Raw genomic sequence first — 23,480 nt, 5'->3', positions numbered from 1 at the left:
CAGTCGTTACAGTGATGACTGAAACGACTAGAGCTCACTAGGAGCTTCAGGAGGTGCTGCAGCATGTCGTCGTCGGACGACGCCAGGACACCGCAGGATCCCGACGGGGAGCGGCTCAGCGCCTGGATGGAGCGGGTGACGGCATGGTTCATGCAGCAGGCCGGCTGGCCGCCGATCATGGGCCGGACCATGGCGTGGCTGATGGTCAGCGAGCCGCCGGAGCAGACGGCCGCGCAGATAGCCGAGGCGGTGCAGGCCAGCCGCGCGTCGCTGACCACGACCCTCCGGCTGCTCACGGAGGCCCGCATGGTGCAGGCCGTCACGCGCGCCGGTGAGCGGGCCACGTACTACCGGATCACCGAGGACGCGTGGTCCGGGGTGCTCAAGCGGCGCCTGGAGAGCCTCACGTCCTTCGTGGACATCACGGCCGAGGGGCTGCGGCTGTTCCCCGAGGACGGGGTGCGCGCGGCCCGGATGCGCGAGGCCCACCGCATGTTCAGCTGGCTGGACTCCGAGGCCGAACCCATGTGGAAACGCTGGGACGCCGTCAACGGCGGCGACCGGGCGGACGATCCGAACGACGAGGACGGGATGCCGTGATGAGTGATGAGCAGAGCCGCAAGTGGTGGGCCCTGGGGGCCATCGGCTTAAGCCTGCTGGCGGTCGGCGTGGACGCGACGATCCTCAACGTGGCGCTCCCCACGGTGAGCGCCGACCTCAACGCCTCCACCAGCCAGCTCCAGTGGATCGTCGACGCGTTCACCCTGGTCCTGGCCGCGGTACTGCTGCCCGCCGGCCTGCTGGGTGACAAGTTCGGCCGCAAGAAGTTCCTGGTCGCCGCCCTGGTGCTGTTCGGCGCGGCGTCCCTGCTGTGCGCCTACTCCGGCTCCTCCGGACAGCTCATCGCCGCCCGCGCCACGCTCGGCCTGGCCGCGGCGTTCCTCGTACCGCTGTCCACCTCCGTGCTGCTGAACCTCTTCGAGACCGAGGCGGAGCGCACCAAGGCCATCGGTGTCATCGCCGTCTCCCAGATGCTCGGCCTGCCGCTCGGCCCCATCGTCGGCGGCGCCCTGCTCGACCACTACTGGTGGGGCTCGGTCTTCCTCATCAACGTCCCCCTCGTGCTGCTCGGCGTCCTCGCCGTGGCGAAGCTCGTGCCCGAGTCCCGCAGCAGCGAGCGCGTGACCATCGACCTGGGCGGCGTGGTCCTCTCCAGCGCCGGCCTGACCGCGCTCACCTACGGCGCCATCGAGGCGGGCGAGAAGGGCTGGGACAGCACCGAGACGGTGGTCTCGCTGCTCGTCGGCGCCGCCCTCATCGGCCTGTTCGTCCTGTGGGAGCTGCGCGTCGCCGCGTCGGGCAAGGACCCGCTGGTCGACCTCGGCCTCTTCCGCGGCCGCGGCTTCGTCTGGGGCTCGATCCTCAGCACCATCGTCAGCTTCGCGATGTTCGGCCTGATCTTCGCCCTGCCGCAGTACTTCCAGGCGGTCCTCGGCACCGACGCGCTCGGCACCGGCCTGCGGCTGCTGCCGCTCATCGGCGGGCTGCTGGTCGGGGCCAGCGTCATCAACAAGATGCCTGCGCAGCTCGGCCCGCGTACCGTCCCCGCCCTGGGCTTCCTGCTGGTGAGCGTGGGCCTGTTCATGGGCACCGCCACCGAGACCGACTCCGGCTATGGCTACGTCGCCATCTGGCTCGTCGTCATCGGCGCCGGCCTGGGCCTGGCCATGACCCGCTCGATGGCGGCCGCCCTCAACTCCCTGTCCAAGGAGCGCAGCGGCGTCGGCTCGGCCGTGGTGCAGGCGCTCCGTCAGGTCGGTGGCGCCATCGGCGTCGCGGTGCTCGGCGCCGTCGCCAACTCCGCCTACCGCGGCAACCTCGACCTCGACGGCACCCCGCAGCAGATCGCGGACGCGGCCGGGCGCAGCGTCTCCACCGGCGTGGCCGTCGCCGCCAAGCTCCGCGACGCCGCGATGCTCGAAGAGGTGCGGGACGCGTTCATGACCGCCATGCACACCCTGCTGTACGTCTGCTCGGCCATCTCGCTGGTCGCGGCGCTGCTCGCCCTGGCCTTCATGCCCAAGCGGGCCGCCGTCCCGGCCGAGGACGCCAAGGACGCCACGGACTCCAAGGACACCGAGGAGGGCGCGGGAGGGACCCGCATCACCGGCTCGGTCGCCTGAGGATAAATCCCCCGGTTCCAGGCGACCGTGGAAAGGGCCGCGGTACGGCCGGCACCCGCCGGCGGTACCGCGGCCGCCGCATGCCCCCGCCCCCGTCCTCCACGCCGGTCCCGGTACCCGGCCGCACCCCTAACCACCGCCCGCGCACCCCTGTCCCGTGGGGGAACGCGGCCCACAATTTAGGGGTTCTGGCCCCTCGCCGCCGGTCCCTACAGTCACAGACGGCGGTCAGTCACTCCTCACGCCAGAATCGGGGACCTCGTGGAAGCCATAGTCAGCGCCGTACTCTCCGACGATGCCCGGCCCGAGGACTTCGCGGCCCTCCCGGTGCCCGAGTCGTACCGCGGGGCGGTGATCCTCAAGGAGGACGCCACGATGTTCGAGGGGCTCGCCACCCGGGACAAGGACCCGGCCAAGTCCCTGCGCGTGGAGGAGGTGCCGACCCCGCAGCCCGGTCCCGGCGAGGCGCTGATCGCGGTCATGGCCAGCGCCATCAACTACAACACCGTGTGGAGCGCCATCTTCGAGCCGCTGCCCACGTTCCGGTTCCTGGAGCGCTACGCCCGCTCGGGCGACCCCGACGCCGCCCGCCACGACCAGCCGTACCACGTGCTCGGCTCGGACCTGGCCGGCGTGGTGCTGCGCACCGGCCCCGGGGTGCGCGGCTGGAAGCCGGGGGACCGGGTGGTCGCGCACTGCCTGTCCATCGAGCTCCAGTCACCGGACGGGCACGACGACACCATGCTCGACCCGGAGCAGCGCATCTGGGGCTTCGAGACCAACTTCGGCGGCCTGGCCGAGCTGTCCCTGGTCAAGGTCAACCAGCTGATGCCCATGCCCGACCACCTCACCTGGGAGGAGGCCGCGGCGTCCGGGCTGGTGAACTCCACCGCGTACCGGCAGATGGTCTCGCGCAACGGCGCGCAGATGAAGCAGGGCGACACGGTGCTCATCTGGGGCGCGGCGGGCGGCCTCGGCTCGTACGCCACGCAGATCGCCCTGAACGGCGGCGCCGTTCCGGTGTGCGTGGTCTCGGGGCAGCGCAAGGCGGAGCTGGTGCGGTCCATGGGCGCCGAGCTGGTCATCGACCGGGCGGAGGAGGACTACCGGTTCTGGAAGGACGAGTCCACCTCGGACCCCGCCGAGTGGAAGCGGTTCGGCGCCCGGATCAGGGACCTGACGGGCGGTGAGGACCCGGACGTCGTCGTGGAGCACCCGGGCCGGGAGACGTTCGCCGCCAGCGTCTACGTGACCCGGCGCGGCGGCACGATCGTGACGTGCGCCTCCACCTCCGGGTACCGGCACGAGTACGACAACCGCTACCTGTGGATGTCCCTCAAGCGCATCGTCGGCAGCCACTTCGCCAACTACCGCGAGGCGTGGGCGGCCAACCGCCTCATCGCCAAGGGCATGATCCACCCCACGCTCTCCACGGTGTACCCGCTCACCGCCGTCGGCACGGCCACCCAGGACGTGCACCGCAACCGGCACGCGGGCAAGGTCGGCGTGCTGGCCCTGGCCCCGGAACCCGGCCTCGGGGTGCGCGACGGCGAACTGCGCGCGCGGCACCTGTCCGCGATCAACCGCTTCCGCACACCGCCCGCCTGACGGTCCGTCAGCCAGCGCCCCGCTCACCGGCCTCGGGCCGGACGGGCGGGGCGCCTCCCGTCCCGGCCACGCCCGGAAGGGTCCCCGCCCCGCCCGGAGGGGACCCGCCCGCAGGGTGCGTCAGCCCGTGGCCGACGTCTCCTTCGCGAAGGCCGCCACGTACTCGCCGATCGTGTCCGCCACGGACGCCTGGTGGTCGTTGAGGTAGAAGTGCCCGCCGGGCAGGACCCGGAAGTGGAAGCCGCCCGTGGTGTGCCGCCGCCACGCCTGCGCCTCCTCCGGCGTCACCCGCGGGTCCGCGTCCCCCGTGATCACCCCGACGGGGCAGCGCAGCAGCGGCTCGGGCGCCGGCTCGTGCGTCTCCACCGCCCGGTAGTCGGCCCGCAGCCCCGGCAGGATCATCCGTACGATCTCCTCGTCCTCCAGGAGCCTGGAGGCGGTGCCGCTGAGCGAGCGGACCTCGTCGAGGAACTCCTTGTCGCCGAGCCGGTGCGCGTTCTCCACCCGGTGCACCGACGGGGCCCTGCGGCCGGACGCGATCAGACCGAGCGGCACCCCGTCCGCCTCCCGTTCGAACATCCTGGCCACCTCGTAGGCGATGACCGCGCCCATGCTGTGCCCCATCAGCACCAGCGGGCGGTCCGTCCAGCCGCGCAGCGCCCGGTGGACGCCGTCGGCCAGTTCGGGCAGGGACGCCAGCGGCGGCTCGTCACGCCGGTCCTGGCGCCCCGGGTACTGCACGCTCAGCACCTCGACGCGGCCCGCGGCGGCCAGCGCCGCCGAGAAGGGGAAGAAGAACGACGCCGAACCACCCGCGTGCGGCAGGCACACCACCCGCGCCGCCGGGGCCTCGACCGGGTGGAACCGCCGGACCCACAGGCTCTCCCCCGCCGCACCGCCCCGCGCGCCCGTTCCCGTGCTCCTGTCCGTGCTCATCCACGTGACTCCTCACCGGAGGCGCTCCGCGGTGTCAGGGCACCGGAACGCTCCGCCTCGCTCACCGGGCGGCCCCGCGGGCCCGCACACATGACGGCGCCAGCCTAGGCGGACCCGTCCCGCCGCCCGAACCCCTAATTCTGGCGGGGCACTTGGCGCGGCCACCCCTACCCGGTGGCGGAGGAGACCTGGATGGGATGATCACCCCTGACACGGGCACCGGGGCGGATCTCCCCGGGAGGGGAGGGACGCGGCATGCCGAAGCGACCGAGGGGACGAGCAGCCGGCGGAACGGTGCCCTGCCGGGTCGTCGTGTGCCGGGACTGCTGCTGCGGCAGTCCCAAGGTGACCGGAGTGGACCACGCGGCGCAGAGCGCGCGGTTGCGGGCGGAGGTGCCGGTCCGCATCTCCGACTGCCTCGACGTGTGCGACCAGGCCAACGTCATCGTCGTCCAGCCGTCCGCCGCGGGGCGTGCCGCCGGCGCGCGGCCGGTGTGGCTCGGACTCGTCAACGACGCGGAGGCGACGGAGGACATCGTCGACTGGGTGCGTGCCGGGGGCCCGGGAGTGGCCCCGCTGCCGGACGTCCTGGACCTCTACGCCTTCACCCCGCCCCGGCGCGCCGGACGCCCGTAGGGGCGCCCCCCGCCTACCGGGGCCTCGCGGGGGAGGCGGTCTTGGCCATGTGCGCGTCACGCGGTACGGTTCGTCCGAATCGACGACGGCGAGACGGAAGCCGGTGGGAACCCGGCACGGTCGCGCCACTGTGTGCGCACCTCCCTCAGGGGGCGCGCGAGTCAGACCCGTGGCCGTCGTCCACTGCACCACCGAGTGGGGACGCGAGCTCCCCGAGGAGGTTCTGCCATGGCGCAGACCGTCGCACCGCCGACAGCCAACACCCCCGCCGTTCCCGCCAGGCTGCCCCTGAGGGCCATCGCGCCCTGGGCGGTCTTCTTCGGCGTCCTGATGCTGGTCCTGCTCTACTTCGTCGGCGCCGAACAGGGCGCCACCTCCGTGGTCAACGGCACGGACGTCCACGAGTGGGTGCACGACGCCCGCCACCTGCTCGGCTTCCCCTGCCACTGACCCGGGGGACGCCGCACCGCCCATGAACTCCGCAACGGTAAGGAACCTCCTCGTGCGGGGCATGCTCGCCGGCCTCGCCGCCGGCGTGCTCGCCCTCGTCGCCGCCTACCTCCTCGGTGAGCCGAGCGTCGACCGGGCGATCGCCTTCGAGGACGGCCACTCCCACGAGCACGAGGTGGAAGTCGTCTCCCGCTCGCTGCAGTCCACCGCCGGCCTCGCCACCGGCGTCCTCGTCTACGGGGTCGCCTTCGGCGGGATCGCCGCGCTCGCGTACTGCTTCGCGCTGGGCCGCGTGGGCCGCTTCGGCCCGCGGGCCACCGCGCTGCTGCTGTCCGGCTGCGCCCTGCTCGCCGTCTACGTCGTGCCGTTCCTGAAGTACCCGGCCAACCCGCCGTCGGTCGGCGACCCCGACACCATCGGCAAGCGGACCACGCTGTACTTCCTGATGATGCTGCTCAGCGTCCTCCTCGCGGTCGCGGCCACCCTCCTGGGCAAGCGCCTCGCACCCGGTCTGGGCACCTGGTGGGCGACCGTCACCGCGGTGGCCGCGTTCGCCGTCGCCGTCGGCGTGGCCTTCGCGTTCCTGCCGGTCGTCAATGAGGTGCCCCGGGACTTCCCGGCCGCCCTGCTGTGGCGGTTCCGGCTGTCCGCGCTGGCCATCCAGTCCGTCCTGTGGGCCGGCTTCGGCCTGCTCTTCGGCGAACTGGCGGAACGCCTGCTGAACCCCGGACCGGCGACGACCGCGGGCGGCCGCACGGTCCCGGCCGCGCGCTGAGCGGACCCCGCTCGACCTGCTCGCCGTACTCCTCCCACCCGACCGAGTGCCGTTTCCCGTCATCGAAAGCGACACCCTGCAAAGCCTCGACGCCCTCATCGGCCTCGAAGTGCTGTATAGCCGCCTCGGCCCACTCCTCGACCTCCCCGCAGCAGCTCTCGACAACTCCCTGGACGAACACCGGGCACGCATCCTCCAAGCACTCCGCGAACACCGCGGCAATACCCCCATCAGCGGCTGACCACCCCCGACCGGGCCCTCCACAAGACGGAGTAGCAAGCCATGACAGACAATCCGTTCGCCCTCGGACCCGAGCAATGGCAGCGCCTCGCCTCCGCCCACCAGGCCTACACCGACACCGTCAGCCCTCACTACGACGAGACGCTGCACCAGGTAACCCAACGCGCACGCGAGTGCGGGGACATCGGCAAAGCCGATATCGGAGCGCTGCTGATGTGGAAGCGACTCCGAGCCGATACGCCCTGGGCCTCTGAACTCATGGCGCTCGCGGACGCCGACGTACGCTGCGCAACCGCCGCAGCCACGGCCGCCGTTCGGGACACCACTCGCAACCGCAGCTCGGCAGCACAAGCTGGCCGAGCCGCCCTGGCCTCACTACCGGGTTTCCGCACCGGTGACGCCCTCGCGTCCGCCATCCTCACGGCAGCCGCACCGGAACGCATGGCCGTCTACGATCAGCGAGCCCACAGCGGACTGCTCACCCTCGGCATCCCCCTCAGCCACGCACCCGGCCGCTACCGCCGCTACATAGACGCGATCGACCGACTCCTGGCCGCCACTCCAGCCCCGATCGGCCACTGGACCGCACGAGACATGGACACCGCCCTGTACTGGCTCAACCACCCCACCAACACCACAACCAGCGCATAGGAACGCTCAACAAACCTGATCACCACTTAGAAACACTGACCACAGGTCGCCAAAAGCCACTCCACCTAACGAAGCACACCGACTCAGCACACAGCCCAATGGCTTCGAACGAGTCCACTGGCCGCAGAGGAACGACTCCGCTGGCCCCGATTAGCGATCTTGGGTACTCGTCGTGAACGAGTCGATTGGCCCCACCTGAGCGAGGGTCGAGTCAGGTGTCGGCCGCGGGTTCAACCGCTCGCGACCGTAATCCGGTCGCTGCCGTTCTGGGCTCGCTGATACTTATGTGCGATGGCAGGCGACGACTCCGGTGAGTTTCAAGCAGGGCGGTCGGGACTCATCGTGAGGATCCCCGAGGCAGAACCTGTTGTTCGAGCGTGGCGTGACCGGCTGGACCCGTCAGCCCGTGCGGGTGTTCCGGCCCATGTCACCGTCCTCTTTCCGTTCCTCGACGAGAGTCGCGTCGACCACGAGGCTTGTGCTGTCATCGGAGAAGTGATTGGGCGTCACCGGTCCTTCGAGACGCGGTTCGAGCACTGCGGGCGATTCCCGGGGATCTTGTATCTCGTCCCCGAACCGGACATCCCGTTCCGTCGGCTCACCGAGGCGATCACGGACCGGTGGCCGGAGACCCCGCCGTTCGGCGGGCGGTTCGACGAGGTCATCCCGCATCTGACCATCGCCCAGGGGCAGGACGATGCCGTGCTTGAGGAGGCCGAGGCCGACCTTCGCAGCCGGCTTCCCGTCACTGCCAGTGTGTCGTCGGTCGATCTGCTGGTCCACGACGGAACAAGGTGGCAGCAGCGGGCGTCGTTCGCGCTCCGGTGATCCCTTCGCCGGCACCTTCAACTCTGTCATCAGGGTCTGACAATCAGCTCTGGGCGCTGGTGCGACCAGGGCGAGCAGGACTGGCTGCGGCAGGTGGGGCACTCGGTGCCCAGAGCGTGACGGCCTCGTCCCGCCGTCGTTGAAGACCACGACTCCATATGCCGGGCCCCGGGGATGCTTTTCCTCCCCGGGGCTCTTGGTCGGACCGGATGCGCGACTGATCTCCCAGGCTCGTGGCGGGTGAGCGAGCCGGCGGCTTGTGCGTCGTTCATGTGCTGCGCGGGGCAGGAGGGCGGCGGTCGGTGCGGCGAGCCGCGCTTTGGTGACGGTGTGTCACTGCCGGTGGGGCGTGTACGGGAGTGCGTGGGGGGCGCGTTTTTCCGCGTTGCGCGCTCCGGGTGTGAGCTTCGGCACGTTGATCGTCGGAACTGCCACAGCCTTCAAGACGTACCGTCAGACAAATTCCCTGCTGAGAGAGTTGAGCTTCACCTGAGCTTGACGGCCGGTAGGTATGCGACCGCTCAGGATGTCACGAGGTGTGGCATCCGGTTCTGCTAGTGCGGATGTTGGCGTGATTCGGGATCCGTTGCGCTCCGGTAAGGTCGCATCACCCCCTTAACCCCTGGGCCTGTGCACACGCGTGGACTGCCCCGCGCGGGGTCCACGAAGGCTGTGGGCTACCGCGGAGCTGCGAAATCCGCAGCCTCCAGAGGAGATGGGGAGAGGGTCCCGATGACCGAGCTGGACAAGTCGGGGCACTGCCTGTGCTGCAGCAAGCGGGACCGGCCCGAACCGGCCACCCGGTGGCTGGGGCTCCTGGTCCGCGCGATCTACGAGATCGTGTGGAACTGGCCCTGGTAGCGGAAAGCCCCGACCTGACGGCCGGGGCCTGACCGACTGAACAGGTCGGCCGCCTGCACACGGTGTGCGAAGAAGAGCTCCACCTGGTTGCTTCGCGGGCGACGGGTGGGGCTCTTCTTATGTCCGAATGCGGTTACCACCACGTACGCAAGTAGAACGGAACCTTTGTGAGGCCAGTCACATGCAGCGGAGGTGATGTCCCCACTATGCCTTGCCTTCCTGTGCTCATGCGACAGGTACCCACATGTTGATCGAGGCGCAACAAGCACCCAGTACGCAAAAGCACGCTGGTAGACATTGGAAAACGCGCTAATAGTTCCCCATTTTCACCAAGCAGACGTGACTGACATCACACACTCGTCCGGGTGGGTTGCCGGACGTACGTCCAGCGGTTTTTGAGGGGATTTGCCGGGGGTTCACATACCGCCAGCCCATCTCGGGACGGCCCGAGAGCGGAGCCAGCGAACGATACACGCCCCCACCGACAATCGACCGCGCCAAACACGGCTGCGGCGCACTGTGCTGACAATCCAGTTGCAGATCCCGCCACAAGCCGCCCACTGAGGTGTGTGAGGGCCGGGCTTCCTTGCCTGCAGCCAGGCAACGTCTGGTGCCTGCCGCGCCCTGCACGACACTGCGGGCTCTTCACAGCGACGGGGGGTGAAAGGTCCGTGTATAGCGCTGAGCGGCTTTGGTGCCGAGGCCGAACAGGAGAGCAAGGGCTTTGGCATCTCCTGCGGTGGCACGGGCTTCGTCGAGGTAGCGGTCCTCGCGCAGCCGGCGGGGGGTCAGGGCGGGCCCCAGGGTGCGGTTGATCCACAGCGGTCCGACCGGCTGGTCACTGGCGGCGGTGCGCAAGTGGATGAACAGATGCGGATTGGTGGTGGCCGGCCAGCGCTGCGAGCGGTACTCCAGGTAAGCCGTCATGCGCTGCATGACGGGAGCAGCGAGGGGGATGGAGCGGTCGTTCACGGTGAGATGGGCGTGGTCGAGGTGGGTGAGGTGCAGGTGCTGCAGGTGCCGGGAAGTCAGGCCGTGGAAGGCGATCAGGGCGGTGAGCAGGGCTCGGGCGGGCTGGGGTGAGGTGAGGGCCTGGCGGATGTCGTCGGTGGGCACGGGCAGGGGGATTTTCCCGGGTACGCCTCCTGTGCTGATGCCGCGGGTGGGGTCGGTGAAGGTCAGTTTCTGGGCTTTGAGCAGGGAGAAGATGGAGCGCAGCGCCCGGCCCATCAGGGAGCGAGCGGTGGGGTTTTCGGGCAGGGCTGCGCGGACGTCGTCGGGGGTGATCTCGCGCAGGGACTGCCGTCCGGCCGCCACCCAGTGGGTCAGGGCCGGAAGGGCCCAGGCCACGTAGGCGCGGGCCGTGATGGCAGTGCGTGGCCTGCGCCGGGGCGGGGTGTCCTGGCCGTTCAGGGTGATGTGGACCCAGGTGTCCATCTCGGTGCGGATCGCCGCGGGCAGATCACGCAGGCGTCGGCGCGCCCAGAGGATGACGGCGGGCAGGCGGTCGTCGGTGAGCAGGCCCGCGTCGGCCAGAACGGTCCGGGCATGGGTGACCGGCAGGCCGGCCAGGGCCAGCACAGTGGTGTCGTTGGCGGCGATGAGAGCGCCGGGGGCGCTCTGGAAACCGAGCATGATGGTGACCGGGGTGCTCCGGCTGCTGCGCGGCCAGCGCACCCCAGTCCTCACCTGCCCCATGGTGGCCGGACTCCAGCCAAGCTGCCGGGCCTGTGCGGTGGTGAACTGCTCCGCCCAGTTGGCGAGGCGGGGATCGGCGCGGGCGGTGAGCTCGGCGACACCGCGCGGGCGCAGGGTGCGCGCGGTTTCGAACAGCAGCAGCTGAGTGAAACCCAGCAGCGGCGCGGGCGGGGGCGGCTGCTGCGGGCAAGAGGAGGGGGCGGCCGACGGTACGCAGGGACGGCCGGGGCACCCGGCGCGTGGTCTGGGGCGCCGTTGCGGGTGAACAGGTCCGCGATGAACAGCTGCTGCCAGCCGCGGCTGGTCTCCTCCAGCGGGACGTGCACACCGTAGGTGGCGCGGTAGAGAGCGGCCTGCTTGCGGCACAGCCGGCACAGCCCCTCAGGATCCAGGACACTGTCGTGCCCGCACAGGCAGCAGGCCCCGCGCCGGGGATGGGTACGGCACCAGCCTTTGCAGCCCTTGCACAGCCACTTCAAATGCCGCCTCGCCCCCCAGGCACCACAGTTGCGGCACGCATCCGGCGGCGGGATCGCCGAAGGATGGCAGTGCTGGCACAGCCCCGAGGCGTAATACAGGCTGCGCGAGCCGCACCGCAGGCCAGGCGGCGGAGTGACAGGGCCGCCCGGCCAGCAGGTGAAACAGAACTCCACCCGCGCCATCGCCACGGGCCGCACCGCGCAGACACAGCACATCGTCTGCGGCTGGGTGCTCATGCCGGCGGCTCCGGCCGCTGCACCCGCCAGCGCGGGGAGGGCACACCGGCCGATCCCCTAGGCGCCAGCGGGCGCGTACGGGCGGCAACGGCATCCTGCGCGCCTGAAGACGGCGGCGGACAGGCGTCATGCGGCCGGCTCGGCGACGAGCATCCGCAGTCCGGCTCCGGACCTGCGGGCCGGTCCTGCTCCGGGCATGCAGGCCGGGCGGGGCCAGACACGGACGCCGGTGCGCTGTGCACCGCGCCGCACCCAGTGCGAGAGCAGGCGACGCCTTCGACCGGTACCGCCGCGGCGGCCGAGGTGGCTGCGGGTTCCGCCTGGGGGGCCACCTGGGGGGCCGTCTGCCGATTGTGGGCCGGTGGTGCAGCGCAGGCCGGGGCCTGTTCCCGGTGCAGCAGGTCGCACGGCTGGCAGCCCAGCACCGTGCAGATCACCTCGAGGTCATCCAGCCGAACCGAGACCGGCCTGCCCGACCACAGCCCCGACATCTTGCCCGCACACCAGCGAGGACAGATCCCCTTCGCCGACCGCACCCCCGACGACGGCAAGAAGCCCCGCGTCCTCGAGTACCACTGGTACCGCGAGACCGTGAACAACTTCATCCGCAGCCGCAAAGGCTCAGGCAACTTCGAACCCCGACATACACAGGCGTAAGCCAGCACGGTCAGCCGCCCCTGCGGTGCACAGGGGCGAGTGCTGGGCTGCAGCCCAAGAGCGGCCGGTATCGCCCGGCAACCCGGCAGCAGTGCGCCAGAAGGTCCCGGCGTGCGTCCACGGCTGGCCGGACACTGCGCTCGGCATCCTGGACTAGGGGAGCACGCTACGAGGGTCTGCGTCCTGGCCACGCTCCCGACACCCCCACCGCCCGGCCCGGATTGCCATGATCACCTTCAGCGCCGTATCCGGCGGGAGACTTACCGGCGGCGCAACACGATCGAGCGCTGCTTCAACCGGCTCAAGGGCTTCCGCGGGATCGCCACCAGATACGAGAAGACCGCCACTTCCTACGAAGCGGCGGTCACGCTCGCGTCATTCCTGCTCTGGGCAAGATCCGTTTGAAGACGGACCCTAGCCTCAGCCGATGGCGATCCGGGTTTTCCAGTAGCTCACCGTCCCGATGATCTCTGTGCCGGAACCCGACAGGGCCGTGCGGCTGCCGGGGTAGAACCGTACGGTGCCATTGGTGTGGACAGTCCAGATGTCGGGGATGGAGTCGCCGTTGGCGTCTGGCGTGCCGATCAGCAGGTAGATGTTGCTGCTGCCCCAGCCCGAGCCGCCGTAGACGCTGTCCTCGCCGTCGGCGGAGTTGGCGGCGGCAGCCAGGGAGTTCAGGTCGGTGCCGCCGCTGCTCGCCTTTATGCCCTTTCGGAAGAGGAGCCGGCCAGAGACATCGGTGCGGTACACCATGTCCGTCACGCCATCGCCGCTGATGTCCGCCACGTCAACGATGTCCCGCTCGGTCCAGGACACTGAGGACAGCCGAATCGCCTGGTCGATGGTGGCGCCGTGGTATCCGGTGAAGGCCCACAACTCATCTCCCATGGTGGCGAAGAAGTCCGTGCGGCCGTCCCCGGTAGCATCCCCCGCCGAGACCATCTGGGTGAGGGACGCAGGGCTCGGTGCGTTGGACGGGAGGAGGATTTCCACGCGGCGGTCAATGTTGAACGCGCCGTAACCGTCGCCGGGGTACACCCACAATTTGTCGCCCAGCCGGACGACCAGGTCCTGGAGGCCGTCACCGCCGTAGATGTCACCGTTGTGGGCGATCAGAGCACCTTTGAAGTGACCGGAGGGCGCGGAGACGAACGGTGGCAGGTCGTCGCCGTTCGGGTCCTTGTCGGGGTTGGCCCGATAGGCGCCGGGCATCGAGTAGTCCAGGTCGCCCGTGCCCTTGGTCAGGTCGTTGCTGGCCTGGGAGGGGTACATGGAGAGGTTGCCCGCCTCTGTGACGACCATGAGGTCAGGCATTTTGTCGCCGGTGAAGTCGCCCGGAGAATCAGCCTGGTCGCGGGGGGAGACGTAGAAGAAGTATTTGGTCGGCTGCGAGGGGTTACCCGCGCTGTCGACAGCTCGCACGTACAGCACATTGGGTCCGGCTGTCGGTGGCTTCGCGTTCGCGAGCGTCGCACTGACGCTCGTCGCCGTGCCGGAGGTGCGGTTCAGGGAGAACGGATAGCTCGCCGAGTTGAAGCCGTACTCGTAACGGACGACGTCCGTGTTGAGCGCACGTACGGTGAAGGAACCGGCCGTGCCGAACTTCTTCTCGGACCAGTTGCTGTCCTCGGTGTCGTTCCCGAAGCCATTCTCGTCGCCGTCAGCATTCGGGAAGTCGGTGGAGCTGACCTTCGGCGGCTTGGGCGCAGTGGTATCAAGGACGAACCGGCATGGCGTCTTCGGCGGCATGTACGCGGAGCTGGCGTTCGCATCGTCCACGGCCCGTACCCGCCAGGAGTAGAGCGTGCCGTTGGTCAGTTTGCTCGTCGAGAAGCCGCTAGTGGTGCGCAGCGCTGTGTCTTTGTCGCCGCCAACCGACACATTGCCCGTGGAGCCGAGCAGGTCACCGGTGGTGTCCCACTTACCGTGCGGCCACAGGTCGAAGTCCAGGTGGTCGAGGTTCTTGTCCTTGTCAGACCCACGTGCAGTGAACATCAGGTTTCCCGAACCCATGCGGACGTACGGCTCGGTGGTCGTGCACTTTGCGTCCGGGCCGAGGTCGAGCGACTTGGCGTCGACTATCGGCTTGCGGTTGTAAACCAGTTCCAGGACCGGCGCGTTGTCGCCATTCGCCTGGAACTTCTTCCACGCGTACTGCGAGTTCTCATCGGCAGCCCGCAGACCGAACGTGATCGAGTCCTTTCCCTGGTCCGCTCGTTTCTGGGCGGCTCCGCGTACATCGAAGGTTTCGTACGCGTCTCGGCATCCGGACTTGTAGCCGTGCGCGAAGCTCTTGGACGCAAGCTTGTTGCCGTCGTACAGCTTGGGCGCATTCTTCCAGTTGGTATGTCCGTCGATCGCGCCCGTGAGGTGCACGCTCATTGAGCGGGCGCTGCACGACCAGGAGTATGTTTCGAGCATGCGCAACTTGGCGCTCGTGATCTTTGTGCCCTTGAGGTCTTCGTCGAAGGCGATGTTGAAGTACGAGCGCGAGGTACCCCAGGTGTCGGACTCGAAGCCGACGCGGGCCTCGTGGGTGCCGCCCTTGTTGAATCCTTTGCCATTGTAGAACGTGGCGTTGGGGTGGCGGCTGTACGCGGTGGTCCAGTTCTGAGTGTGCTTTTTCACCGAAGGGTCGATGAACACCGGGTACTTGGTGGCAGGGTCGGTGAGGAAGTCCGGGGCGGGGGTGAGCAGCCAGTTCGCGCCGGACAGATCGGCCTCGACGAGTTCACCACGCGAGTCCGGCGAGGGCCCGTCGAGGCCGGACAGGCTGAGCGTGGCCGAGGAGCCGGTCTGCGAAGGTGCGGGTGTCGGCTCGGCCGGGGCGGTCGGCAGCGGTGACTCCGGCACCGCGGGTTCGGGGCCGTCTGTGGCAGGCGGCAGCGTCTCGGGGGCGGTGTCCCCCTGCTCATCGGTCTCGATCGGTTCCTCGGCCGGGCCTGCACTCCCGCTCGGCTCGCCAGAGGCCGGTGTGCTGGGCTGGAGGCTTTCCTCGGTGGTTGGCTGCGCCGTGGCGCCGACAGCGCCGTCGGTGACCGCCGGCGTTCCGGTGCTGTCCCACATCAGCGGGGTCGGCGAGACCGCGATCTCGTTCCCATCGGCGTTCTCCGCGCTCAGCACGCCGGTGACCGGATCAAGCCGGAACGTCAGGTCGGCGGAGGTCAGCCCATAGGACAGCTGCCGGGCTCGAGGGTCGGCCGCGGCCGTGCGGTCCTTTAGTACGAGCAGTTGAGCGAAGCCCTCATCGTCGGCGGTCAAGACGAGATCAGCACCAGGGAAGACCTCCGGATACAGCGCGCGTGAGCCGTCGATGATCGGGGTGGGGACCGGACCCGGCCAGGTCAGCTGGATGGTGTACCCGTCGACGGTGAGGGTAACCAGGGGGCTCGCGGTGTCGGCGGCGGTCGCGGTGCGGGCACCCTTGACCAGGGAGATCCGGTGGATGACGGACCGCGAGGCGCGGTCGTCACCGCTGCGGATCGCCGGGGGATCACCGGCTTGGGAGGCGTTGCCGTTGGCCTTCGTGCCCGCCGAGAACACCATCCGCGCGTTGGTCGCCTTCGGCTCCCAGCCTGCTTTCGTGCGCTGGAGGTCGTAGTCGATGGGCTTCCACTCGCCGTCCACCTTGGCCTGGATCGGGGAGGAGTACAGCTTCTTGGCCAGGAACCCGTCGGGCCGCGCCCAGGTGGTCGACCTGGCGGTACGCAACGCGGTGACCTCGACGGCCTTCCCGGTGTTCGCCGCCTTCGTCAGCGCGTCGGCCTCTGTGACCGGCCTGGGCTTCTGATCGGCCCCCGCAGCATCCGCCGAACCGGAGTCGTCCAGGCGAAGGCCGATGAAGGTGAGGCCGGTGGCGGCGAGCGCCGCAGTCAGTACAGCGGCGGTGGTCCGTCTTCCGGGCACACCATGCCGGTTGCGCTCCTTGCGCGTCATCGGGCGAGTTCCCCTTCCCCCCTCGGAACCGGCACGAATCAGGGCTCGGCCGGGCGTGCCGATGATGGCCTATGGGCGCGCTGTCGTCACGCTTTGCATCCAGGGCAGGAGGTTGAGCGCCTCAGTCGGGCGGGTCCGTGTGACTGGTGGAGTGCGTGGCATACAGCCCTCTCGCCGGTCGTCTCTGCGAACAGTAAAAGTCGTAAAATGGGCCTTACCCCCACAACCAAACTGGCCGCTTGCAGCGAAAGCCGCTGATTTGTGCGATTAGCTAGACAATGGCTCGCCTTTCCTATACCGCTGATTTACCGTTCTTCGGCTATTACTAACCGTTACATCCAGTTGCGCACCGTGCCGATCATCACATCTGCACTGTTGATCTAGCGGAACTTCACAGGGTCGCCACAGAATCACGGCATCTGATGTGTCATCACGCGTGGTCCGGTCCTGGTCCCGCCTCGAGTGGTCCGGGGGGACCTCGCCGTGTTCGCTCGCTTTCCGCATGTCCGCCGTCGCCGGGTGCGCCGCCTGCGCACGGTCGCCGTACCGGCCGTCGGCGCGGCCCTGCTCATCGCCCTGCTGCCAGCCCAATCACTGGCTCTGCCGCCCAATCCCTCGGTAACTGAGAAGGGTCGCGAGACCCTCGATCTGGAGACGCTCGAACAGGACAAGACCGTCACAGGCGATACCTTCGAGCGTGACCTGGAGTCCCTGAAGGCGAAGGTTCCCGACGATCTGCAGCAGGCCCCGGCCGGCACCGCCACGGCCCCCGCACCCGACACCGGCACTGTGAGCTTCGGTGCGACGGCAACCGTGAGCCAGGCGAGCATCTCGACCCGACAAGCCGGCCTCACCCCCGTCGAAGACCTGCCCGTCAGCCTCGGCCGGGCTCCGGACCAAGCCGCGCCGACCGGCACTTGGAACGTCCAGGTCTATGACCGTGCCGCTGCCGTCTCCCAGGGCGTCGACGGCGCCGTCGTCAAGGTCCAGGCTCCCGCGACCGGCTCCGTCCCCGTCTCCGTCAAGCTCGACTACACCAGGTTCAAGAACCTTTACGGCGCCGACTGGGCCTCCCGACTCCGCTTCGTGCAATTCCCCGAGTGCTACCTGACCACGCCGGACGTCGAGACGTGCCGGGAATACGAGGAACTGGAGACCACCAACGACACCAAGACCCAGTCGATCACAGCGACGGTGGACACAGCGGCGGACGGGACCGTCTCCCAGACCTCCTCCACTTCGGGGACGACCGCCTCCAACGGCCCATCAGCCGTCCAAGCCGCCTACTCCACGTCGAAGACCGCCTCGGTCACCCCGATCACGGCGACCGGCGACTCCGCGGTGATCGGCGCAGTCGACTCCGGTGCGGGTCCGGGCGGCACCTTCAAGGCCACCCCCCTAGCCTCCAACGGCAAGTGGCAGGCCGGCAGTTCGTCGGGCGCCTTCACGTGGTCGTACCCTCTGTCCATTCCAGCTGCCCCCGCGGGTCCGGTCCCCGGCGTCTCCTTCACATACAACTCCCAGACCGTGGACGGCCGCACCGCGATCGCCTCGCCTCAGTCCTCCTGGATCGGGGAGGGCTGGGAGTACGACCCCGGCCACATCGAACGCCGTTACCGGACCTGCAAGGACGACCGCAAGACGCTGAACTCCGGCACACCCAACAACACCGCCAAGAAGGACAAGACGTCTGATCTGTGCTGGGCTTCCTACAACGCGGTGATGTCCCTGGCGGGCATAACCACGGAACTGGTCCGGGACGCGACGGCCGGAAGCAACCCGGAGAGCGACACCGAGGTCTACCGCCCCCAGCAGGATGACGGCACCCGCGTCGAGCACAAGACGGGAGGCAGCAACGGCGACAATAACGGTGAGTACTGGGTCGTCACCACCGTGGACGGCACCAAGTACTACTACGGCCTCAATCAGGTCGGCGGCGGTCACACCGACACCAGCTCGGTCTCCACTGTCCCCGTCTTCGGCAACCACCCGGGCGAGCCCTGCCACGCCACGGACTTCGCCGACTCCCGCTGCGGTGCCGGCAAGAAGCAAGCCTGGCGCTGGGGCCTGGACAAGGTCGTTGACGTGCATGGCAACACCATGGTCGTCAGCTGGAAACAGGAGTCGAACTACTACGCAGTCAAGAAGAAGTTCGCCTCGCCCGAGCAATACGACCGCTTCGCCTACCCGACAGTCATCGAGTACGGCATGCGCTCGGACCTGACCAAGCCCTCGGCGACAGTCGAGTTCGGCGTTAAACAACGCTGCCTGAAGTCGGATACCGCCTGCGACGCGGCCAACTTCGCCAAGACCGACGATCCCGGCGCGTACCGCCCCTGGTGGGACACCCCCGGCAACCTCAACTGCAAGTCGTCGTCGAAGCTCTGCCCGCCCTTCCCGTCCTTCTGGACACAGATGCGCCTGGACACGGTCACCACCAAGGGCGCCCGCGCTGGTCAGAGCGGCCTCGGCAAGGTGGACACCTACGAGCTCCACCAGTCCTTCCCCGAGGACTGGTACGACAATGCCCCGGGCCTCTGGCTGAACTCGATCACCCGCCGCGGCTTCGCCCCCAGCGACACGACCGGCACCCTCCAGCACAAGGATGGTGTCAGCTTCGCCGCATACTCCGTCGGCCCCAACTCGCCGCTTCGCACGCGGCTGCTTGACCGACAGCTTCCGAACCTGGTCCCGAGCGGTTCGAACGACCAGCGTCCCGGCTTCACCCGGCCCCGCATCGGTACCGTCTCGACAGAGTACGGCGGCGACATCGAGGTCGAGTACGCAGGCGGCTGCACGAGCGAACCAGCCGAGGACAAGGGCAGGAACAACGGCACCTGCTTCCCGCTCCGCTGGTCACCCGACGACGACGAGAAGACGCCCGCGAAGTCCTGGTTCAACAAGTACGTCGTCCAGTCCGTGACCGAAACCGACAAGGTCACCTCGCACAGCAAACCCATCCTCACCTCGTATAAGTACAGCGGCCCCGCCTGGGCCAAGAGTGTCGACGAGTTCACCCGGCCCGCCCTGCAGACTTACAGCGACTGGCGCGGCTACCGCGAGGTCGCCGTCACCAAGGGCAGCAAGTCCAGCTCCCAACGGGGCGACCCCCAGTCCCAGTCGTACTCCGTGACGCGCTACTTCCAGGGCACCGGCGGCGCGGTCAAGGACTCCACGGGCGCCTACACCCTGGTGGACGACGACGCACCGCAGTACGCGGGGCTGACGGCAGAGAGCATCACCTACCTCAACTCCGACAAGCGCGTCCAGCAACGCACCCTGAACTACCCTTGGTCGATACAGACCGCGTCCCGTGCCCGAGAGGCCGAGACCGGCACAGACCTCGAACCGCTGCTCGCCCATCGCGCCGCCGTCAAGCGCACAGATGAGATCCAGACGGTTGGCACCAGCTGGCGGTCCGTGCGCACGCTCACCTCGTTCGAGGACACCTACGGCCTGCCCTACCAGGTCGAGACCGCCGTGGTGAAGCCGGACGGCTCCGGCAGCGAGACCTTCTCCGACCAGACCTGCACGAAGACGTCGTACGTCCACAATACCTCCGCATGGCTGATCGGCCTGACCAAGGAGCGGCGCACCACAGGCACCTCTTGTTCGACCTACGCCGCGGCGGAACCTGCCAAGCAGCTCAAGTCTGCGGTGCGCTACAGCTACGACAAGCAGGCTTACGGGGCGAGCCCCACAGCCGGCCTGGTCACTTCGGTGGCGGAGATCGACGGCACCGGTACCGCGTACTCGAAGGTCACCGGACTGACCTACGATGCGCTGGGCCGCAAGCGGATCGTCACCTCGCCCGGCGAAGGGACAACCGAGACCCAATACACGCCGGAGGACGGCGGCCCGGTCACCTCGATCAAAGCGATCAACGCCAAGGGCCACGCCACCACCACGACCTTCGACCCCGGCCGAAGCCTGGCCCTCACAGTCACCGACCCCAATGGACGGGTGACGAAGACCGAGTACGACGCCCTCGGACGCTCGGTCAAGGGCTGGTCGGCGTCCCGGTCGTCCGGCGGCAAATCCGCAGACGTCTTGATCGAGTACCAGAGTGCTGTCGCCACCTCCAGCACAACGCGGCCGCCCGCGATCACTGTCAGGACGCTCAAGGACGACGGCACTTACAGCAAACAAGTCACAGTCTACGACGGCCTGATGCGCAAGGTGCAGACCCAGGAAGACGCCCACGGCCCGGGCCGGATCGTCACGGATACCTCATATGACGACCACGGACTGGTGGACGAACAGACCGCCGGCTATCTGGCAAAGGGCGATCCCGCAGCCGAGCTATTCACTCCCAAGTCAACCCGATCGATACCGAGTTGGACCAAGACCCGCTACGACGGCATGGAGCGGCCGGTCCGCCAGTCGACCTACTTCGACGGCGACTACAGATACGCGACATACACCTCCTACAGCGACACCAGCACCTACGTAGACCCCGCTGGCGGGACCGCCCCGCGGACCCGGACCTACACCGACGCCCTCGGCCGCGTCACCTCCGTACAGCACTACAGCCGCACGGACTCCTCCGACGCCGGACGCTCCACCACCTACGACTACGACGCCCGGGGCAACCGCACCAAGGTCACCGACCCCGCAGGCAGCATCTGGTCATACACCTACGACGCGCGCGGCCGCGTCACCTCCGCCACGGATCCGGACACCGGCACAACGGACACCTGGTACGACGCAGCCGACCGGCCCAACAAGGTGACCAACTCCCGGGGAAAGACGACTTACACCGAGTACGACGAACTGGGGCGGGTCACCAAGGTCCGTGAGGGATCCGAGACCGCAACGCCGGTCAAGGAGTTCACCTACGACACCCTGCCTGGCGGCCTCGGCAAGCCCGTGGCCTCGCTCCGCCACACCACGAACGGCGACTACATCAACCGGGTCACAGGCTACGACACCGAGTACCGACCCACAGGCCGCGAGACGGTCATCCCCTCCAACACTATGACGACGGGATTCTCCGGCACCTACGCCTACGCGTTCACGTACACACCGGTCAGCGGCAAGCCGCAGTCGGTCACCCTGCCCGCCCTGGGCGGACTGCCCGCAGAGAAGGTCATCACCCGCTACAACGGCGACGGCCTGGCTGAGTCCACCTCCGGACGTGCCTGGTACACGTCGGACGTCACCTACTCACCGTTCGGCGAGCCCTTGCGCACAGTCTCTGGCTCCCAACCGGCCCGCGTATGGACCACCAACTTCTTCGACCCCCACACCGGCCGCCTCCAGCGCACGGTCGCCGACCGTGAGACCGCAGCCCTGCACCGCATCACCGACGGCTACTACTCCTATGACGCCTCCGGCACGATCACCTCGAACGCCCGCAGCCTGACGGAGACATCGGGCACCAGCTGGGACACCCAGTGCTTCACCTACGACGCCATGGGCGAGCTGGTGAACGCCTGGACGTCAAACATCACCCCGGACGGCAAGGCCACCGGCTGCAAGTCGAGGAACGGCACCGCTTGGGGGCCCCGCACCGATTACGAGGCCTCGACAGGCCCGGTGGCCGACGCCCCCGACGCGGCGACCGACACCTCAAGTCCCGATGCATCACTCTCGTCGACCCTGGCCGCCGCGGCACCCGACACGGCGTCCGTCGCCACGGGCGCCACCGCATACCGCCAGTCCTTTACCTTCGACTGGCTCGGCAACCGCGCCGCGATGACGGAACACAACCCGGCCGACGCCACGAAAAACGTCTCCTACAGCTACAGCTATGACGGCAAGCAGCCCCACACCGCGGACTCGATCACCTCCAGCCCGTCCGGCAAGGGCAGCTCCTACAGCTACGACGCGGCCGGCAACACCGAGGTCCGCAACCTGTCCAACACCACGCAGAACCTGACCTGGACGCAGGAGAACCGCCTCGACACGATCACGGACAACGGCAACAAGACAACGTACGTCTACGACGCCGACGGCAACCGCCTCCTGGAGAACTCGGCGACGGGCTCGACCCTGTACCTGGGCGAGACCGAGGTAACAACCAACGCAAGCGGAACAATCACCAACACCGTCCGGGCCTACGCCCAAGAGGGCGCCCCGACCGTGATCCGCAGCACCACCAACGGCGCGACCACCGGCCACAAGCTCGACGTCCTGCTCGCCGACCACCTCGGCACGGCCAACACCACCGTCGAACTCTCCGGCACCCAGCCGGTAACACGCCGCGCCTACAAGCCCTACGGCGAGCTCCGCGGCTCCAAGCCGTCCAGCTGGCCCAGCAAACGCGGCTACCTCGGGGTGGGCATTGACGACCCGGCGACCGGCCTGACCCACATCGGCGCCCGCGAGTACGACCAGGCCTCCGGCCGCTTCCTCTCAGCCGACCCGTTGATCGACATCGCCGACCCGCTCCAGACGAACGGGTACTCCTACAGCAACAACAGCCCAATCAGCAAGAGCGACCCGACCGGACTCTTCCCCATCCTCATCCCCGGCTCGGCCATAGGCGGCGGGGGCAACTCTGGCAAGCCGGTTCCCAAGCTGACAAAAACGAAGTTGTCAGACGGCCGTACGGCAATCTACGACGAATACGGAATCGGGCACATCATCGCCCGCCAGCCGGACAACGACGCCGCAAAACGCGCTTTGGAATTGCTCAACAACGACCTGAAGGCAGCGGGGCTTTTCACCGACGGCACCAATAAGGGAACCGGCGAGATCTACTTGGCGCAGGATGACACCAAGCCGCTCGTGAGCAAGGGCTCGTTCACCGACAAGGACGGAAAGACCCGGCTCAACGGAACCACGTCCGACTTCATTAAGGTCACCTACCGGGACGGAAAAATCGTCGACGTGATCGACTTCGACGCGACCAGCTCCAAGGATGGAAAAGCCCTTCACTACATCCAGGGTGACATCAACGGGAAAATGAATCCCAATGGCAAGGGACAGGCAAACAACGTCATTTACGTCGCCACAAGCGCCAACCAGGCCAATGACGTAGCCAACAGCTACGCCAACGACCCTCGCGTCCGGGTGCTTCACCCCGACACCGGATTCGACACCGGCCGAGTCTTCAACGGGGCGACAGGAAAGGCAAACTCCGCCCGGATCAGCCCAAGAATTCGCGGCCGCGTGCTAGGCATCGCGGGATCACTGATGCCCTTCGCGCAGACCAACAGCTACGTCCGAAGCTTCGGATTCTGGGGCGGCCTTGCGGAAATGGGCAAGGACTTCTTCGACCCGTTCGGATTCCATGAGGCCGTGGAAACACCAAACTACAACGGCGCCTGCGATCCGAGAAACTGCGCCTAAGAATCACCC

At 68.2% G+C, this 23,480-nt stretch carries 16 protein-coding genes; 12 read left to right on the top strand and 4 right to left on the bottom strand.

Annotation, left to right across the window (positions count from 1 at the left end):
* Positions 1-63 precede the first annotated feature (63 nt).
* From AQJ30_RS13850 to ccrA, 3 genes are all read left to right on the top strand, one after another.
* Positions 64-600 carry a GbsR/MarR family transcriptional regulator gene (locus AQJ30_RS13850; RefSeq protein ID WP_067233212.1) on the top strand — a complete coding sequence of 179 codons (537 nt, stop codon included), beginning with the start codon at positions 64-66 and terminating at the stop codon, positions 598-600.
* The gene (locus tag AQJ30_RS13845; RefSeq protein WP_067233210.1) at positions 600-2,183 is read left to right on the top strand and encodes an MFS transporter; all 1,584 of its coding nucleotides are present in this window, start codon (positions 600-602) and stop codon (positions 2,181-2,183) included. The genes AQJ30_RS13850 and AQJ30_RS13845 overlap by 1 nt, the downstream gene beginning before the upstream one ends.
* A gap of 261 nt (positions 2,184-2,444) precedes the next feature.
* Positions 2,445-3,791 (top strand): crotonyl-CoA carboxylase/reductase, encoded by a 1,347-nt coding sequence (gene ccrA, locus AQJ30_RS13840; RefSeq protein WP_067233208.1) that lies wholly within the window; start codon positions 2,445-2,447, stop codon positions 3,789-3,791.
* A gap of 120 nt (positions 3,792-3,911) precedes the next feature.
* On the opposite strand, the gene AQJ30_RS13835 is transcribed toward ccrA, so the two are convergent.
* Complete coding sequence (locus tag AQJ30_RS13835; protein ID WP_067233207.1) at positions 3,912-4,727, bottom strand: thioesterase II family protein; 816 nt, start codon at positions 4,725-4,727, stop codon at positions 3,912-3,914.
* Between the two features lie 255 nt (positions 4,728-4,982).
* On the opposite strand from AQJ30_RS13835, the gene AQJ30_RS13830 reads away from it, so the two are divergent.
* The 6 genes from AQJ30_RS13830 to AQJ30_RS39795 all read left to right on the top strand — a co-directional run bounded on the left by AQJ30_RS13830 (position 4,983) and on the right by AQJ30_RS39795 (position 9,168).
* Complete coding sequence (locus AQJ30_RS13830; RefSeq protein ID WP_067233205.1) at positions 4,983-5,363, top strand: hypothetical protein; 381 nt, start codon at positions 4,983-4,985, stop codon at positions 5,361-5,363.
* Between the two features lie 228 nt (positions 5,364-5,591).
* Positions 5,592-5,813 (top strand): CbtB domain-containing protein, encoded by a 222-nt coding sequence (locus AQJ30_RS13825; RefSeq protein WP_067233203.1) that lies wholly within the window; start codon positions 5,592-5,594, stop codon positions 5,811-5,813.
* 22 nt (positions 5,814-5,835) lie between these two features.
* On the top strand, positions 5,836-6,588 hold the full coding sequence (locus AQJ30_RS13820; protein WP_067233201.1) for a CbtA family protein: 753 nt from the start codon (positions 5,836-5,838) through the stop codon (positions 6,586-6,588).
* A gap of 282 nt (positions 6,589-6,870) precedes the next feature.
* On the top strand, positions 6,871-7,479 hold the full coding sequence (locus AQJ30_RS13815; RefSeq protein WP_211278977.1) for a hypothetical protein: 609 nt from the start codon (positions 6,871-6,873) through the stop codon (positions 7,477-7,479).
* A gap of 291 nt (positions 7,480-7,770) precedes the next feature.
* Positions 7,771-8,307: a 2'-5' RNA ligase family protein gene (locus AQJ30_RS13810; RefSeq protein ID WP_067233200.1), complete on the top strand. Its 537-nt coding sequence runs from the start codon at positions 7,771-7,773 to the stop codon at positions 8,305-8,307.
* A gap of 732 nt (positions 8,308-9,039) precedes the next feature.
* Positions 9,040-9,168, top strand: coding sequence for a hypothetical protein (locus AQJ30_RS39795; protein ID WP_281200930.1), 129 nt, complete (start codon positions 9,040-9,042; stop codon positions 9,166-9,168).
* 645 nt (positions 9,169-9,813) lie between these two features.
* Here AQJ30_RS39795 and AQJ30_RS36860 read toward each other — a convergent pair.
* Together AQJ30_RS36860 and AQJ30_RS40115 are read right to left on the bottom strand one after the other, a co-directional pair.
* Positions 9,814-10,857 (bottom strand): site-specific integrase, encoded by a 1,044-nt coding sequence (locus AQJ30_RS36860; RefSeq protein ID WP_159052321.1) that lies wholly within the window; start codon positions 10,855-10,857, stop codon positions 9,814-9,816.
* Between the two features lie 721 nt (positions 10,858-11,578).
* On the bottom strand, positions 11,579-12,073 hold the full coding sequence (locus AQJ30_RS40115) for a helix-turn-helix domain-containing protein (RefSeq protein ID WP_425424145.1): 495 nt from the start codon (positions 12,071-12,073) through the stop codon (positions 11,579-11,581).
* Here AQJ30_RS40115 and AQJ30_RS40110 point away from each other — a divergent pair.
* Positions 12,009-12,239, top strand: a complete 231-nt coding sequence (locus tag AQJ30_RS40110; RefSeq protein ID WP_067233198.1) for a hypothetical protein — start codon at positions 12,009-12,011, stop codon at positions 12,237-12,239. The genes AQJ30_RS40115 and AQJ30_RS40110 overlap by 65 nt on opposite strands.
* A gap of 39 nt (positions 12,240-12,278) precedes the next feature.
* A complete protein-coding gene (locus tag AQJ30_RS39790; RefSeq protein ID WP_079084016.1) occupies positions 12,279-12,644 on the top strand; it encodes a transposase in 366 nt (121 codons plus the stop codon).
* Positions 12,645-12,659: 15 nt separating this feature from the next.
* Here AQJ30_RS39790 and AQJ30_RS13795 read toward each other — a convergent pair whose 3' ends face one another.
* On the bottom strand, positions 12,660-16,175 hold the full coding sequence (locus AQJ30_RS13795; RefSeq protein ID WP_067233197.1) for a DNRLRE domain-containing protein: 3,516 nt from the start codon (positions 16,173-16,175) through the stop codon (positions 12,660-12,662).
* 483 nt (positions 16,176-16,658) lie between these two features.
* Between AQJ30_RS13795 and AQJ30_RS13790 the strand changes: the two genes are divergently transcribed.
* Positions 16,659-23,471, top strand: coding sequence for an RHS repeat domain-containing protein (locus tag AQJ30_RS13790; protein ID WP_079084051.1), 6,813 nt, complete (start codon positions 16,659-16,661; stop codon positions 23,469-23,471).
* Positions 23,472-23,480 lie beyond the last annotated feature (9 nt).

The sequence above is a fragment of the Streptomyces longwoodensis genome, from assembly GCF_001514125.1.
In the GTDB taxonomy this organism is placed as follows: domain Bacteria; phylum Actinomycetota; class Actinomycetes; order Streptomycetales; family Streptomycetaceae; genus Streptomyces; species Streptomyces longwoodensis.
Note: the sequence above shows the minus strand (reverse complement) of the source record. Positions and strands in the feature narration are given on the sequence as shown.